At 66.9% G+C, this 15,574-nt stretch carries 14 protein-coding genes; 4 read left to right on the top strand and 10 right to left on the bottom strand.

From position 1 onward, the window contains the following. Positions 1 to 4: 4 nt before the first annotated feature. From N4T19_RS22055 to N4T19_RS22040, 4 genes are all read right to left on the bottom strand, one after another. Positions 5 to 949 (bottom strand): DedA family protein/thiosulfate sulfurtransferase GlpE, encoded by a 945-nt coding sequence (locus tag N4T19_RS22055; RefSeq protein ID WP_116924805.1) that lies wholly within the window; start codon positions 947 to 949, stop codon positions 5 to 7. Between the two features lie 193 nt (positions 950 to 1,142). Further along, a complete protein-coding gene (locus tag N4T19_RS22050) occupies positions 1,143 to 2,657 on the bottom strand; it encodes a tripartite tricarboxylate transporter permease (RefSeq protein WP_116924804.1) in 1,515 nt (504 codons plus the stop codon). Next, positions 2,657 to 3,241, bottom strand: coding sequence for a tripartite tricarboxylate transporter TctB family protein (locus N4T19_RS22045; protein WP_182345156.1), 585 nt, complete (start codon positions 3,239 to 3,241; stop codon positions 2,657 to 2,659). Before N4T19_RS22045 ends, N4T19_RS22050 begins: the two co-directional genes overlap by 1 nt. A 153-nt stretch (positions 3,242 to 3,394) precedes the next feature. Beyond that, complete coding sequence (locus tag N4T19_RS22040; RefSeq protein ID WP_182345155.1) at positions 3,395 to 4,354, bottom strand: Bug family tripartite tricarboxylate transporter substrate binding protein; 960 nt, start codon at positions 4,352 to 4,354, stop codon at positions 3,395 to 3,397. Between the two features lie 134 nt (positions 4,355 to 4,488). On the opposite strand from N4T19_RS22040, the gene N4T19_RS22035 reads away from it, so the two are divergent. Genes N4T19_RS22035 through N4T19_RS22025 form a run of 3 tightly spaced genes read left to right on the top strand, consistent with a single transcriptional unit; the run spans position 4,489 to position 7,058 of the window. Beyond that, entirely contained in the window at positions 4,489 to 5,187 is a 699-nt protein-coding gene (locus N4T19_RS22035; protein ID WP_260719011.1) for a response regulator transcription factor, read from the top strand. Then, positions 5,177 to 6,646 (top strand): sensor histidine kinase, encoded by a 1,470-nt coding sequence (locus N4T19_RS22030; protein WP_182345154.1) that lies wholly within the window; start codon positions 5,177 to 5,179, stop codon positions 6,644 to 6,646. The genes N4T19_RS22035 and N4T19_RS22030 overlap by 11 nt, the downstream gene beginning before the upstream one ends. Then, a complete protein-coding gene (locus N4T19_RS22025; RefSeq protein ID WP_116924799.1) occupies positions 6,612 to 7,058 on the top strand; it encodes an RNA-binding S4 domain-containing protein in 447 nt (148 codons plus the stop codon). The genes N4T19_RS22030 and N4T19_RS22025 overlap by 35 nt, the downstream gene beginning before the upstream one ends. A 39-nt stretch (positions 7,059 to 7,097) precedes the next feature. Here N4T19_RS22025 and N4T19_RS22020 read toward each other — a convergent pair whose 3' ends face one another. From N4T19_RS22020 to N4T19_RS21995, 6 genes are read right to left on the bottom strand one after another with little or no spacing between them, the layout of a single operon-like run. Continuing rightward, positions 7,098 to 7,526, bottom strand: a complete 429-nt coding sequence (locus N4T19_RS22020; RefSeq protein ID WP_182345153.1) for a type IV pilin protein — start codon at positions 7,524 to 7,526, stop codon at positions 7,098 to 7,100. A gap of 11 nt (positions 7,527 to 7,537) precedes the next feature. Then, the gene (locus N4T19_RS22015; RefSeq protein ID WP_260719010.1) at positions 7,538 to 11,197 is read right to left on the bottom strand and encodes a pilus assembly protein; all 3,660 of its coding nucleotides are present in this window, start codon (positions 11,195 to 11,197) and stop codon (positions 7,538 to 7,540) included. Positions 11,198 to 11,206: 9 nt separating this feature from the next. After that, complete coding sequence (locus N4T19_RS22010) at positions 11,207 to 11,998, bottom strand: pilus assembly PilX family protein (RefSeq protein WP_260719009.1); 792 nt, start codon at positions 11,996 to 11,998, stop codon at positions 11,207 to 11,209. After that, positions 11,995 to 12,894, bottom strand: coding sequence for a PilW family protein (locus tag N4T19_RS22005; RefSeq protein WP_260719008.1), 900 nt, complete (start codon positions 12,892 to 12,894; stop codon positions 11,995 to 11,997). Before N4T19_RS22005 ends, N4T19_RS22010 begins: the two co-directional genes overlap by 4 nt. A 1-nt stretch (position 12,895) precedes the next feature. After that, positions 12,896 to 13,591 (bottom strand): type IV pilus modification protein PilV, encoded by a 696-nt coding sequence (gene pilV / locus N4T19_RS22000; protein ID WP_260719007.1) that lies wholly within the window; start codon positions 13,589 to 13,591, stop codon positions 12,896 to 12,898. 3 nt (positions 13,592 to 13,594) lie between these two features. Next, positions 13,595 to 14,173 (bottom strand): GspH/FimT family pseudopilin, encoded by a 579-nt coding sequence (locus N4T19_RS21995; protein WP_260719006.1) that lies wholly within the window; start codon positions 14,171 to 14,173, stop codon positions 13,595 to 13,597. 182 nt (positions 14,174 to 14,355) lie between these two features. Between N4T19_RS21995 and ribD the strand changes: the two genes are divergently transcribed. After that, entirely contained in the window at positions 14,356 to 15,480 is a 1,125-nt protein-coding gene (ribD, locus tag N4T19_RS21990) for a bifunctional diaminohydroxyphosphoribosylaminopyrimidine deaminase/5-amino-6-(5-phosphoribosylamino)uracil reductase RibD (RefSeq protein WP_260719005.1), read from the top strand. Positions 15,481 to 15,574: the final 94 nt, after the last annotated feature.

Raw genomic sequence — 15,574 nt, 5'->3', positions numbered from 1 at the left:
CGGCTTATAAGGCCGGGGCAGCGCTCTTGCCATGCACCTGGTAGCCCGCATCGATCCAGGCATCGATGCCGCCCAGCAGCGGCCGCACCCGCTGGATGCCCGCGCGGCGCAGCAGCTGGGCAATACGGGCTGCCGAGACCTCATTGGGGCAGGCGCAGTACACGATCACCGCAGCGTCGGGATCGATGGCCGGCAGCCGCGCCCCCCTGGCATGCGGGTCATAGGAATGCGCCCCGGGAATATGCGATGCCTCGAACGCGGTGCCGGCACGCACATCAAGGATGACAGGCAGATCGCCGCCGCCCAGCATGTCATTGAGTTCGTCGACCGTGAGCCGCTCCATGCGCAGCGAACGGATCACCTGGCGCCGGCTCCACCAGCGGCGCGCGATAAAAATGGCAAACGCCAGCCCCAGCAGCAGCAAGCCCCACTGGCCCAGTTGCGCGAGCACCGCCAACAGGTCCTCGACCGTGGAACTGAACAGCCCCCCCAGCAGCACGGCCGAGCCCACCCACAGCAGCGCGCCTATTCCATCGAACAGCACAAAACGGGCGGGCGTCGTGCCCACGGCCCCGGCCAGCGCACTGGCAATCGATGCAAAGCCGGGCACAAACTTGGCAATCAGCAGCGACTTGGCACCCCAGCGGCCATAGAGCGATTCGGTGTTCTGCACGCAGGAATCGGGCGAGAGCGAGACCTTGCACACCCTGGCAAGCACACGCCGGCCATAGCGCCGCCCCATGGCATACCAGACGCTATCGGCGATCAGCGCCGCCAGCACGGCCACTGCAATCAGCAGCAACTGCTGCGCCAGCGAATGGCCATGGATGGCGCCGGTCACCATCAGCACCGGATAGGCAGGAATGGGCGCGCCCAATTGCTCGATCAGCACATTGAGAAAGACGATGCCAATGCCGTATTCGCGCACCAGGGCGACAATCAGATCCATGGAGACAAGCCGTTCATATGCTGCAGGCGCAGCGACAGTTTTTGATGCATGGATGGTAGGCCATGCAATAGCTGCTGCCTAGCCCGCAAATGGGCAATACAGTGTTGCAGCTTTAGAACGCTCGCGCAGCGAACGCCATAAAAAAGGCACCCCGCAGGGTGCCAAGAGAAGGATGCATTGCCAGCGCCGGGCATCAGGCCGCTGCAGCCTGCAGCGCCTTTTTGTGGCCCATCCACTTCAGAACCCGGGGAACGATCAGCACCGCCAGCACGATGATGATCAGAGTCAGTGACATGGGGCGCTGCAGGAAGATGGTCCAGCTGCCCTCGCCAATGGCGACCGCGTTGCGCATCTGAGCCTCGGCCAACGGCCCCAGGATCATGCCGACGACCACCGGCGCGGTAGGGAAGTCAAACCGCCGCATCACCACGCCCAGCACGCCAATGCCCAGCAGCAGGAACAGATCGAAGGTGCTCTGGCGCATGCCGTAGGCCCCAACGGTGGCGAAGATCAGAATGCCGGCGTACAGCTGCGGCTTGGGGATCTTGAGCAGCTTGACCCACATGCCCACCATCGGCAGGTTCAGCACCAGCAGCATCACATTACCGATGTAGAGCGAGGCAATCAGCGCCCACACCAGCGTGGCCGAGCTGGTAAAGAGCTGCGGGCCGGGGTTGATGCCGTAGTTCTGGAATGCGCCCAGCAGCACGGCCGTGGTGTTGCTGGTGGGAATGCCCAGGGTCAGCAGCGGAATCAGCGCCGCCGTCACCGTCGCATTGTTGGCGGCCTCGGGGCCGGCCACGCCTTCGATGGCGCCGCTCGTGCCGAACTCGGCCTTGTCGTCGCCCTTGGCCAGCTTCTTCTCGGCCGCATAGCTCAGAAAGGTCGGGATCTCGGTGCCACCTGCAGGGATGCAGCCAAAGGGCGTGCCGATGACCGTGCCACGGATCCAGGCGGGCACCGAGCGCTTCCAGTCGCGGCGTGTCATGTGCACGCGGCCCATGGTGTTTTGCGTATCGCGGGTCTTGGCCTCATAGAGCGCAAAGTACAGCACCTCGGCCACGGCGAACAGGCCGACGGCCACCAGCACGATGTCGATGCCGTCGAGCAGCTCGGGCTTGCCCATTGTGTAGCGCGCCGCACCGGTGATCTGGTCCATGCCGATGCAACCCACGGCCAGGCCCAGGAACAGGGCGGTCAGACCGCGCAGGCTGCTCTTGCCCAACACCGCGCTCACTGTGGTGAAGGCCAGCACCATCAGCATGAAATACTCGGGCGGGCCCAGGCGCACGGCAAACTCGGCCACGGTGGGCGCAAACAGGGTCACGACCACGGTCGCAATCGTGCCGGCCACAAAGGAGCCGATGGCCGAGGTCGCGAGCGCCGCACCGGCGCGCCCGCTCTTGGCCATCTTGTTGCCCTCCATCGCGGTCACCATGCTCGCTGTCTCTCCCGGGGTGTTGAGCAGGATCGAGGTGGTCGAGCCGCCATACATGGCGCCGTAGTAGATGCCGGCAAAGAAGATCATCGAGGCGGTCACCTCGACCTTGGCAGTGATGGGCAGCAGCATGGCCACCGCCACCGCAGGGCCAATGCCCGGCAGCACGCCAACCGCCGTGCCCAGGGCGCAGCCCACCAGCGCCCAGAGCAGGTTCACCGGCGTGGCCGCCGTCATGAAGCCTTGAATCAGTGCATTGAAAATTTCCATCACAGCCACCCTGTCTCGGTCAGTCCAGGCAAGTTGATTGCCAGGAATTGGGTAAAGGCCCAGAACACGGGCGCAGAAATCAGCAGGCCGGTGACCAGGTCCTTGCCCATGGTCTTGAACGAGCCCGCCTGCGTTTGGCCGGTGGCGCGGCGCAGTCCTTGCGTGGCCAGCACATAGCACAAGGTGCAGCTGAGAATGAAGCCCAAGGTGGTGATCAGCGCCGCGCTGCTCAGCAGCCCCGCGCACACCCAGGTGAGCGCGCCCCAGTCACCATGCTGGGCGCCATCGGGGGCATCGAGGTGGTGAAAACCGCCGGTCAGGGCCTCCCAGCACAGCCAGATGCCGCACAGGCCCAGCACGCTGGCCGACAGCCAGGGCAGAAAATCCGGCCCCACGCCGCTGTAGCCCGCCTGCGAGGGGATGTGCAAAGCACCCCAGGACAACAGGCCGGCGATGACCAAGACCGCTATGCCGACCAGCAGCTGCGAGGTGGTACGCGGCGTGTGCGCATGCTCGAAAGCCTCTGGCGCAGGCGCGGCTGCGCCGTTGGCGGCCGGCTCCGAAGAATCTGCGGTGTTGCTCATATCGAAACTCCTGAAAAAGATGACCGTGGCGCCCCTCCGCCCTGCGGGCGGCAACAGCCCAGCCGGGCACCGGGCCAGGCCGGTTCCTCGGGCGGGTTGCTATAGAGAGCGCAACGCGCGCGGCATGGCCGCCAGGGGCCATGCCTGCTGCGCTTAGACCATGCCTGCGCGGGTCATGGTGTCCTTGAGATTGGCGAACTCTGCCGTGACGAACTGGCTGAAGGCGTCGCCGGCAAGCCAGGCCGAGGTCCAGTCGTTCTTCTTCATCGACTCGGCCCAGCTGGCGCTCTTGGTGGCTTTTTCCAGCATCGCAATCAGCTGCGCGCGCTGGTCGGCCGAGATGCCGGGCGCGCCATAGACGCCGCGCCAGTTGCCGATTTCCACATCGATGCCCTGCTCCTTGAGCGTGGGCACGGTCGAGCCTTCAAGGCGCTGGGCCGAGGTGACCGCGATCGGGCGCATCTTGCCGGTGGCGATGTACTCGGCAAACTCGCTAAAGCCGCTGCCCCCGACGGTGACATTGCCACCCAGCACCGCAGCAATCGCCTCGCCGCCGCCCCGGAAGGCGACATAGTTGATCTTGGCTGGATCGACACCCACGGCGCGGGCAATCATTGCCGCAGCAATGTGCTCGGTGGAGCCGCGCGAGCCGCCGCCCCATTTGATCGAGCCGGGGTCCTTCTTGAGCTGGGCGACCACTTCGCCCATGGTCTTGTAGGGCGAGTTGGCAGGCAGCACAAAGACGTTGTATTCGCTGGTCAGGCGCGCCAGCGGGGTGGCCTGGTTCAGGTCCACCGGCGGCTTGCCGGTGATGATGCCGCCCAGCATGACCGCGCCCATCACCATCATCGCGTTGGGATCGCCCTTGCTGCCATTGACGAACTGCGCCAGGCCGATGGCGCCTGCCGCGCCGCCCTTGTTGTCATAGGTGACGGAGCCAGCCACGCCGGCATCCTGCAGCGCCTTGCCCAGCGCGCGGCCAGTCGTATCCCAGCCGCCGCCAGGGTTGGCGGGCAGCAGCATCTTGACATTGGTGGCGGCCAAGGCGTGCAGGGGCAAGCTGCCGGCAGCAGCCAGAGCGAGCATGGATTTGAGGAACGCATCACGGCGCATGGTTGTCTCCTGATCGTGTTGTTAGTGCTTGCATCATCGCTGCGCTAGCTGTCAAATGGCTGTCAGCCAGGCCGTCCGAAGCTAGGGAAAACACCGAGCCCGGAGGCGCTGGCGAATTGGTGCACACTCCCGCCATGCACCTCTTGCTGATCGAAGACGACTCCACCATGCAGACCACCTTGCAGCGCACCTTGCGCCGGCGGGGCATGGAGGTCACGCCCATCACCGATGGCGGTGCAGCGCTGCCGGCCTGGCGCAAGCTCGAGCCCGATGTGGTGGTGCTGGACCTGAGCCTGCCGACAATGGACGGGCTGGAGATCATCGCCCAGGCGCGCAGCGAAGGCCTGGCCGCCCCCACCTTGATCCTGACGGCACGCGGCACCGTCGGCGACCGCATTCTGGGCCTGAACTCAGGCGCCGATGACTACCTGGCCAAGCCCTTTGACCTGGACGAGCTCGAAGCCCGTATCCGCGCGCTGGTGCGGCGCGCGCAGCCACTGGTGGCCGAACCCGCCGCGCCGGCCGCGCCCCCCTCCGGCATGGCGCTGCGCTATGACAAGGCCTCCGAATCGTTTTACTGGCGCGGCACGCTGTTTGAGCTGACGCCACGCGAAGTGGCATTTCTGCGCGTGCTGAGCCAACCTATGGGCCAGGCCGTGACCAAGGAGCGTTTGTTCAGCGCCGTCTTTGCCGGCGAGAGCGATGTGCAGCTCGAAGCGGTGGAAGTGGTGGCCTACCGCCTGCGCAAAAAGCTGGCGCCCACGCATATGCAACTGATGACCTTGCGCGGCCTGGGCTACCTGCTCAAGCCCGGTGCCGCCGATGGCGCCTGACACCGGCAAGGCCAGCGGCCGATCCCAGGCGCCGCGCATACGCTCGCTGCGCCGCAATCTGCTGCTGGGCATCCTGCTGCCGGTGGTGGTCTTCATCATCTACAACACCAGCAGCCTCTACCGCCAGTCGCTGCAGGCCATCAATACCGCTTACGACCGCAGCCTGCTCGCTTCAGCCAAGGTAATTGGTGAGCAGCTGACCGTGGCCGGTTATGACGACCTGGCGATTGTCGACTCGGCCGTGCCCTATTCGGCGCTGGAGGCCTTCGAGGCCGATAACCAGTCGCGGCTGTTCTACCGCGTCTCCAACATGAGCGGCGAGCTCATCGGCGGCTTTGCCGAGCTGCCCATCTGGCGCGGGCGCATCGCCCAGCAGCCGCCCTATGCCGCACTGGTCGATTTCTACAATGCCGAGTTCCGGGGCATGCCGGTGCGCATGGCCGCCCTGCTGCAGCCGGTGGCCAGCGCCACCGGCAGGGGCATGGCCCTGATCCAGGTGGCAGAGACGCTGGAGATCCGCGAATCGCTGGCGCGCGACATTCTCTGGGGCACGCTGGTGCAGCAGGCCTTGCTGTTTGGCTGCATTGCCGCCGTGGTGGTAGTCGTGGTGCGGCGCGCGACCTTGCCCATCCTGCAGCTGAGCGACCAGCTCAATGCGCGCAGCGACCATGCCTTGCAGCCCCTCAAAACCCCGGCGGCCACGCCCTCGGAAGTGCTGCCGCTGGTCGATGCGACCAATCGCGTGATGGCGCGGCTCTCGCACCTGGTGCAGCACCAAAAGCGCTTTGTGCGCGACGCCTCGCACCAGCTGCGCACGCCGCTGGCGGTGCTCAAGGTACAGGTGCAGTCGGCCCAGCGTGGTGATGTGGAGCCCGAGCAGGCGCTGCGCGAGATTGCCGCCACCGTGGACCGCGCCACCTTGCTGGCCAACCAGATGCTGTCGCTCGCCAAGGTCGAGCAGCTGCACCAGTCCGAGCACCCCCAGACCGCCCACCTGACGGCCATCGTGCGCGACATGGTGATTGAGCTGTCGCCGCTGCTGGCCGACAAGAACCTGCAGTTCGAGCTGCAAAGCGACGAGGTGCTGCTGGCAGCCCATCCCTGGATGCTGCGCGAGCTGGTGCGCAACCTTTTGCACAATGCGATCCAGCATTCGCCGCCCGACGCACCACTGCTGCTGCAGCTGGTGCAGCAAGGCCCGGCAGCCACCTTGCGCATCAGCGACTGGGGCCCAGGCGTCAGCGCCGAGATGCAGGCGCGCCTGACCGAGCCATTTGTCAGCGGCAACCTGCGCGACGGCTCGGGCCTGGGCCTGGCGATCTGCCACTCCATCGTCACCGCGCTGGGCGCGCGCCTGTCCTTGCACAACCGCCTGCACCAGGGGCTTGTCCAAGGTTTCGATGCTGTAGTAGAGTTCAAACCGAATGTCCAACCACCCGCCGAAGATGGCCCACACTGAGACCGAACAGACTCCCACGATGCGCATCGACAAATGGCTGTGGTGCGCCCGCTTTTACAAAACCCGCGCGATTGCCGTCGAGGCCATCCACAAGGGCCATGTGAAGGTCAATGGCACGGTGGCCAAACCCTCCAAGGAAGTGCGCGCGCAGGACACCGTCGAGCTGCTGCAGGCGCAGACACCGCGCACCGTAGCCGTGCTGGGCATGGCGGCGACACGCGGCCCGGCCCCGGTGGCCCAGCAGATGTACGAGGAAACAGCCGACAGCATCCGCCAGCGCGAAGTGCTCAGCGAGCAGCGCCGCCTGGCGCCCGAGCCCGCCAACAGCCTGCAAGCCGGCCGCCCCACCAAGAAAGACCGCCGCGACATGCAGGAGCTGCGCAGCTGGAACGACCGCTGGAGCGCGCAATAAGCGTCTGCATGCGCAGCATGCGGTGACCTGCGCTGCAGATCAGCGCCAGCAATCGGCCGTGCTGCTGCCCTGCGCCAGCTGCAGATTGCCTTGCCGGCCGTCCTGGGTCAGCGTGTAGTTGCCGCAGCGGTCCTGCTGCTGCGCCCCGGGCCGGCGCGTGGCCACCAGGGTATAGCGCGCAGCACTGTTGCCTTGGGCAAAGCCGATGGTGTAGCGCTTGTCGGGCAGGTCCTGCCAGCTAAGCTGGGTGGGCAGCTCCAGCGGATAGACGCCGTTGGCCGTCGCGGCACGCTCCAGCCATTGCGCGGCCTGAAAAAGCCCCGTGCGGGCCTCAGTGCGGTGGCCCCGGCGCAAATATTCGCTGTAGCTGGGCCAGGCCACCGCACTCAGGATGCCGATGATGGCCAGCACCACCATCAGCTCCACCAAGGTCCAACCTGCGCGCGCCGTAAAAAGGTGTTTTCGCATGGTTCCCCCTTTCATCGCGCTTGGCGCCAGGTGGGCCGTATTGGCACTTCGGGCAGGTCGCGCAGCGATTCGCCATCGATGCGGATGCGCTGCTGGCCCACGTCATCGCGCACGCGGAGCATCGAATGCGCGCCCGCGCCCAGTGACATGCGCGAGGCCTGGCCATCGGCCTGCGGATCAAAGAGCCCATCGCCATCGGTATCGAGCAGCTGCAGGCGCGGCCGCAGGCCATCGATGCTATTGAGCAGGCTGAAAAACTGACGTTGCGCTGTGCCTGGCCCGGGCTCGCAACGCTCATCGCCGGGTTCGCCCTGGGCGCCATGGCTGGCATGCGCCGGCACTTCGCTGATCACCGCCAGCAGGTTGCTGCCGCTGTAAAAGCGCAGCGGCTGCAGCAGGCGCTCGCCTGCCTCGGGCAAATCCATAAACCAGCCCCGGTGGCGGTTCCAATCCAGCGCATCGGCGCCTTCGCTTTCGTCGGTGCGCCAGAACATGCGGCGGTCGCTGCTGCGGGCCTGAACAGGATTGGGGTGGATACGGCGCTGCAGCAGCTGGCTGTGCGCCACTGGCCCGGGCAGATCGGCATCGCTGCCCAGCGCCGACTGGCAATCCGCATCGGCCGCCGACGCGCAGACCGCCACCCGCTCGCCGCGCTCGCCCACGCGCTTGTAGCGGGTGGTATCGAGCACCGCATAGAGGCTCTGCACGCGGTCGTCTTGCGGATCCTGGCGGCTGGCATTGCGGCCGGTGCCAAAGGCGACCACCAAGCCACCGACAGGCACCTGGCGCTGGCCGCCCGCCTGCTGCAGCGTGCGCAGACGGTCATTGCTGCGCACCAAGGGCGCCGTGCTGATGGGTTGGCGCCATGTGCGCTGGCCAGGCGCGCTGCGCGCGCCGCCCCGGGCTTGGTAGAGTGGCACGCCGGCAGTGCCATGGTTGCTGGTCGTTGCCGCCAGTGCACCCCACTGCGCCACACCCCATTGCGTGTCATCGTCCGAGCTGATCAGAAACTTCCAGAGATTGCCCTGGTTGTCACCGGCATAGACCACATCGGGGCGGCCGTCGCCATTGATGTCGACCAGGCGCGGGGCAGACAAGCCGTTGTCCTCCAGCTGGCTGCAATGCGCCTGGGGCGGCGTTTGCTGCCTGCAGGCCTGCGCCGATGCATTGCCCGTCGCCACCAAGCGCAGCAGCTCACGCCCGCCATCGAGGTACTGGATCAACAGCACCGGGCGGCCATTGGCGCTGTTGTAGCCATTGCCCAGCACCAGCGCCCAGCGGCCATTGTTCAGTTGTGCGATCTGCGTTGTGCGCTGCGGGTCGATGTCATCGCGGGACGGGCTGGCGGTGATATGGCCGATATCGGCAAAGGCCTCGGCCAGCTGTGTGCAAGCCTGCAGCGCGGCGCCCGTCTCCGCATCGCAGCGCGGCGCAGATTCCGTCGCATTCCAGCTGCGGTCCATCAGCACCAACTCTGCCGCCTGCCCCTCGGCAAAGGCCGTCTCCGGTTCAGTGACATCAAGCACAAAATAGCCCTTGCCCCCGGCGCCCAGGGTGCCGGCCAGCAAGCTGCGCCAGCGCGGGCTGCTGGCGCTGCCCAGGTTGGCGTCACCCGCCAGCGGCGAGCCATCGACAAAATAGCGGTGCTGGCCATCGTAGGCCGGGCTGGTCAAGCCCTGCAGGCTGGGGATCACGCCCCGGGGCACATAGGCTATTTTTTCCTCGCCCGTATGGGCCGAGAAGCCGTGCAGCATGCCGTCATTGCCGCCGACATAGAGCATGGGCAGGCGGTTTTGGTGGCGCAGCACAAAGTCCAGATAGCTCGCCTCGTGGTAGCGGGCCGAAGGCTTGCCCAGGTACCAGATCTGCGAATGCACGATATCGCCTTGGCGCGAATGCCGGTTGCGCAGGTTACCGCCATGCTGCACTTCATGGCGGCGCTCTCCACGCAGGTAGTGGAGGCGCTGCTCGCCGCTGGCCTGGCCTTGCGCGCTATCGGCAGGGCCTTGCAGGGCCTGCTTGTGCGCCGCACTCAAGTAGATGTCATCTGCCGCCCAGCGAAAAGGCACGCCGCGCTGCTGCACATCGCCCCAAGTCAGCACCAGGCGCTGCTGCCAGGCGATGGCATCGAGCTTGTCAGCCGTTGTCTGCCCACGCCAGCCGAGCGCCGGCTGCAAGCGGCCATTGCTGCCCATGGCCTGGGCCTGGATGGCGCCGGACCAGGCCCGGCCCGGGTCATAGCTGGCGCTGAACAGCAAGGCATCCTGGGCAATCGCCTGGCTGGCGCTGGCGGCACCAGTGCTGGCCGTGACTGCGCCTGGGCCGGCCGCACCTTTGCCGGCCGCACCGCCTGCCTGCTGGGCCTGTATCTCGCTGAAAATACTGCGCAACGCATGGGCCACATCCTGCCCATGCGTTGCGGCATAAAAGCGGCCCCGCCCATTGAGCGCCGCATGCCACAAATCCAGCGCACGCACGCCCTCGCCCTGCGCCTGCATATCGGGCCAGCGGACGTCGCCGCTGGCCAGCGCGGCAAAGCTGCCGTCATAGCCCAATGGCAGTTGCTGCGTGGGCGCCAGAATCTGCTGCGCACCCGGCCAGGTGCTGGCATCCAGGCCAATGCCGACCGTGTAGGTCTGCAGATGGGGCCAGCTGGCGGGGTTGTAGCGCGGGTTCCAGTAGCGCTCCAGCACGGCATTCCGGCCGCTTCCATCCCCAAAACGCTCCCGGGGCGGTGCCTGGCGGTAACCGGCGTCAGGCGCCAGACTGCCGCTCAGGCCTGCCCGCTGCAAAGGGTCGGCCCAGCTGCGAAACGCCCAGTCCGCCAAGGTGCTTGGAACCGCATCGCTGTAGAGCTGGGTGGCAGCCCTTTGCGCGGCGCTGCCACTGCCGTAGACCTGGCCGTCGGGCAAGGTTCTGGCGCGGGTGTGGTCGTCTTGCGCACCGCCGCTGGCCGGGCCAGCCCAGCGGCTGCCCGCCAGCACAATGTGGTAGTTGCGGCGGCAGCCCAGGTAGGTGCTGCTGGCCGCAGTGACAGCGCCCGGTTGGCTGGCCCAGGGCCCTTGCGGGCCGAGCGGCCGGCGCAGGTAGGCATCGGCCTGGCCGAGCAGGTGGTGCAGGTCACTGCGGTGGCCGGTGCGGAGCGAATCGGCAAAGGCCAGAAAATGCTGACGATGGCGGCCCTGCAGCGCCTGCATGCCATTGGTGGCCAAACGCGGGCTGTTGACCGTGCTGGCCCCGGGCCTGCGCCGCTGGCCCTGCACCATGCCACCGGGCCCGCCACCAGGCGCAGCGCCATGGTTCCACATCGCCTGCCAGGCCAGGCGGATGGTGCCATCGGGCAGTTGCTGTCCATCGCCCAGCACCTCCTTGAGGGCATGGCGCAGCACGGCGATGCGCTGCGCCCGCGCATCCCAGCGGCCGTCGCCACCCGGCGCCGTGATGCTGGCGACTCCAGGCTCGGCGCTGCCCATGCGGCGCTGCATCGCAGCCGAGTCATCGATGGAGACAATGATATTGGGCGCAACAAAGACGCTGGCACCACCGGCAGGCGCGGTAGCCAGCTCCAAGGGCCAGGCAGCAGCGGGCAGCAGCGCCAGGCTGACCAGTGCGGCCTGCCGCTGGCTTGGGGGTTTGCGGTGTGCAACGATGCTTGCTCTGGTGCCATCCATATCTGCCTCTCAATCTTTGCGCCTGGGACGTGCGTAGCTTTGCTCCAGCACCACCAAGGTGTCCGGCTTTCTGCCAAAGGCCGCCGCGGTGATGCGGTAGACCACATGCGGCGTCAGCCCGGCAAGTTCCAGCTGGTGGGCCGGCGCATTGCTGATGAGCCCGGGCTTGCTGTCGGTATAGGGGATGACTTCGATCCAGTACCAGCCGCCGGTGTCGGGCGCGCTCCTGTCCGCCAGGATGGGATGGGCCGGGTGGTCTGCATCGCCCAGCTGCGCGCCGGTGTACTGGCCATAGCGCGCGCCGGTGCCGGCCCGCATCAGCGCAAACAGGTCCTGCTCGCCCGCGCGACGGACTGCTGTGCCCGCTGCCGGCGCATTCCAGATATCCTGGCGGCCGACCCGCTTGGCACAGAGCGCGTCGATGCAGCGCTGCGGCTGGGCGCTGAGCTGGGCCAAAAACACCGGCACGTCGGCGTTCTCCAACGGCACACGGGTGGTGCCGCCGCTGCGGCACACCTGGGCCGAGGCACCCTGGGGCAGGCCGCCATAGGCACAGGGCCGGCCATCGGCCCGTTCGCCACGGATATCCAGTTCGGCATCAAGCAGCAAGGCCTCTGCCGCCTCGAACGCCCGCTGGTAATCGGCATCGTTGCCGGCCACCAACTCGCCATACCAGGCCGTGCGCGCCGACCACAGGACCAGCAGCATCGACAACATGCCAAAGACCAGCACCGTCAGCAAGGCTGCGCCCCGGGCGCGGTGACGGCCATGGCAATAGCGAGCGTGGCGGGGCCTTGTCATAGGCTGCCCTGGCTGCGCAGCTGGAACAGGTTGCGAAAGCTGCGGTGCATGCGCCCTTGGCGCGCGCCGGGCAGGTCGGCCAGCTCCACCCATTCACCGTCGCAACCGGTGTAGCCGCTGCCGGCAGGCAGTGGGCCAGCTTGGCGGCCAAATAGCACCAGGCAGACCTCGACCGCAACAACCTGCGACCAATCGCCGCTTGCCTGCTGCGCATTGACGTACTGCAGCTGCGGCTGCGCCGCGCCCGCCGCCTGCATGCGCAAATAACGCAGGCGAAAGGCCGCGACGTTGTCCACCAAGGGCTGCGGCGATGCAGCGGTATCGTTGCCACCACAGCGCAGCACCTGACCACGCAGGCTAAAGCGCGATTCCAGCCGCAGATCGGGGCTGGCGTCCACAGGCCCGCCCAGGCAGTTGCGCGCTTGCGCAGCCAGGCCGGCCTGGGCAAAGACAGGCTGCTTGTAGCGCCGCAAGCCGGCCGCCAGGCTGCTATCGCTGCCCCGCAAGGCATCGGCGCGCGGCGCATAGCCGCGGGCGCTGCCAACCGCCGGGGCTGCCGTCTCAAAAGCTGCTGGCGTCAACGCGGCGCTGAGCGTGGGGTCCGCACCTGCGGGCAGCTGCAGGTTCAGGTACAGGCTGCCCGATGGGCGCAATTGCTGGCCGATGACGCGCAAGGCATAACTGGCCTGCTGCTGCAGATGGCTGGCTTCGCTCACGGTGCCTGCCAGGCTGCGCGAAGTCAGCAAGGCGACGCTGGCCGCGGCCACCACCAGCAGGCCCAGCGCCAGGCCCACCATCAGCTCGACCAGGCTAAAGCCATGCTGTCCGCGATCCATGGCGCGGCGCCGCGTGCCGATCAGATCGAAGGCCCATGCGGAATGACGCTGGTCCAGCATATCAAGTCCCTCCGCAGTGGTAGTGCACGGCGCTGCCCATGCGCTCTGCCGTGCAGCGTGCGTTCAAGGCCAGGTACTGCAGGTGGCAGCTGTAGCGCAGACCGCCATCGCCATCCTGGCAGACTACCTCGCCGCCGCGTTCCTCCACTGCATCTGCGCCCCCTCCCTCGCCCACTCGGCGGGTGGCATCGACCAAGTCCCAGTACAGCGCCGGATCGGAGGCACCCAAGGGGGCATGCGTACTGTCACGCCAGCGGACCATCACGCCCAGCTGGCGCCGGTTGGCGCCCACCGCTTCGCCGGGCGCCAGAAAAATCCGGGACTGCCCCAGTGGCAAACTGCGCGCCACCTGCAGGCGCCATTGCGCCAACTCATGCTGGGCCAGCTCGGCGGCGCTGCAAGCCTGCGCACTGCAGGACCTGGGCGGCGCTGCCGCTGCATGCTGCCAATCGCTCAGATAGTGCTCCAACTGGTCCCAGGCATGGGGGTTGGCGCGTATGCGCTCGCCCAGATCTTCGATCAAACGAATGGCCTGCACACGCCGGGTGCTGGTCTGCACATCGGCGAGCGTGCGCAGCTGCATGGCCAGCATCGCCAACACGCCCAACACCAGCACCACCATGGCCACCAGTGACTCCAGCAAGCTGATGCCACGTGAGAATGAGGCCTGCGGGTGGGTGGGCACGAAGATGGGCATCGCCTAGATCCTGGGGCTGCAAGTGGGGCCGTCCACAACTCGCACACGCCCACCCCGGCTGGTGCACAGGCCCTTGGTGGCTGGGTGCTCCAGCGTTTTTCCCTCGGGGAGCAGCGCAAAGGCAAAACCGGCCACCGGCATGCCCCAGCGGTCAAAGCGGATACCTTCACCCAGGCTGTTGCGCTGCACCTGCAGGCCCGGCGGCGTTTCAAAGCGCTGCACTATTGGTGCATCGTCGGCGCACTGCTGCTGGCCCAGCGCATGCACACAGACCTGCCATCCGCAGCTCCAGTCACTGCTGGTGGCTTGTGCCCGGCAATGCCCGCTGCCGGCAATCCTCTGCAAGGCCACAAGGCCACTGCGCTTGATGGCTTCGGAGCGCGCCAGAAATACCGCAGAATGCATGGCCTCGAGCGACTGCCGCACGCGCCAGCGCTGCAGCAGCCCGCTCGCACTGGGCACGGCCAGGCTCGCGATAATGGCCAGCACGCTGACCACTACCATCAGCTCGACCGCGGTCAACCCGCTGTGCCGGCGCCCGCGTTGATGCTTCAATAAATTAATTAAAACTATTGAATTCATGTGATTGATTATTTACGCTTTACACGGCGGCGTAAAGTCTTTTTTCGATTTAAAAATTAAATGCGCTGGGGCTGACAGCAGTGCCAATGCAGAGCCGGCGCGGTGTTGCGCCGATAATCATCGAGCAGGGCTGACCCTCCATGCCCTGCCCCTCCGTACCAGCCCTATTGCGACCAAGCTCCATGACTGATCCACACCTGCAAACCGCGCTGGAACTGGCTGCCAGCGCCCTGTTCATTACCTCCCCCAATCCCCGCGTAGGGTGCGTGCTGGTCGCCGCAGACGGCCAGGTGATCGGCCAGGGCCACACCCAGCGCGCGGGTGGGCCGCACGCAGAAATAATGGCCTTGCGCGATGCGGCCGCCCGCGGCCACAGCACCGCAGGCGCGACCGCCTATGTCACCCTGGAGCCCTGTGCACACCAGGGCCGCACGGGGCCTTGCTGCGATGCGCTGGCCGCCGCCGGCATTGCCAAAGTGGTGGGCGCCATCACCGATCCGAACCCGCTGGTCGCGGGCATGGGTTTTGCGCGTCTGCGCGCAGCGGGGGTGGAGGTCGTGGTCTGCGCGCCCGAGGACGGCGGCGAGGCTTCGCGCGAACTCAACATCGGCTTTTTCAGCCGCATGGTGCGCAAGCAACCCTGGGTGCGGCTCAAGGCCGCCATGTCGCTCGATGGCGCCACCGCCTTGCCCGATGGCAGCAGCCAGTGGATCACCGGCGAAGCAGCCCGGGCCGATGGCCACCACTGGCGCGCCAGGGCCTGCGCCATCCTGACGGGCGTGGGCACCGTGCTGGCCGATGATCCGGCGCTGGATGTGCGCTATGTGCAGACGCCTCGGCAACCGCGCCTGGTGGTGCTGGACAGCCAGCTGCGCACCCCCCCGCAGGCCCGCATTTTTGCCGCAGAGCGCGAAGTGCTGGTCTACACCCACAGCGAAGACAGCGCGCGCCAGGCGGCGCTGCAAGCCGTGGGCGCCACCATCGTGCGCCTACCGCCTCCACACGCCGCAGGCCCTGCCCACCGCATCGACCTGGCCGCCCTGATGCAAGACCTGGGCCAACGGGAAGTCAACGAGCTGCATGTCGAAGCGGGCGGCATCTTGAATGGCGCGCTGCTGCAGGCAGGCCTCGTCGACGAGTGCCTGCTCTACCTGGCGCCCAAGCTGCTCGGCCAGGGCCTGCCCGCGTTTGCCGGCATGGCGCTGCAAAAGCTAGATCAGGCGCCCGCCTTGGATATTCGCTCGATCGAGCCCTTGGGCGCCGACCTGCGCGTGCTCGCCCGGATCCAGGGCCATGGGGCTTTCTGATTCAAGCGCATTAGAGCCTCTCACACGACCCAGCAAACCGAAGGTTTGCGGTTGAGACGAGGCGCCAAGCCGCAGGCAGTGCAGGCGTACGACA

Source organism: Comamonas squillarum, from assembly GCF_025309455.1.
In the GTDB taxonomy this organism is placed as follows: domain Bacteria; phylum Pseudomonadota; class Gammaproteobacteria; order Burkholderiales; family Burkholderiaceae_C; genus Comamonas; species Comamonas squillarum.
Note: the sequence above shows the minus strand (reverse complement) of the source record. Positions and strands in the feature narration are given on the sequence as shown.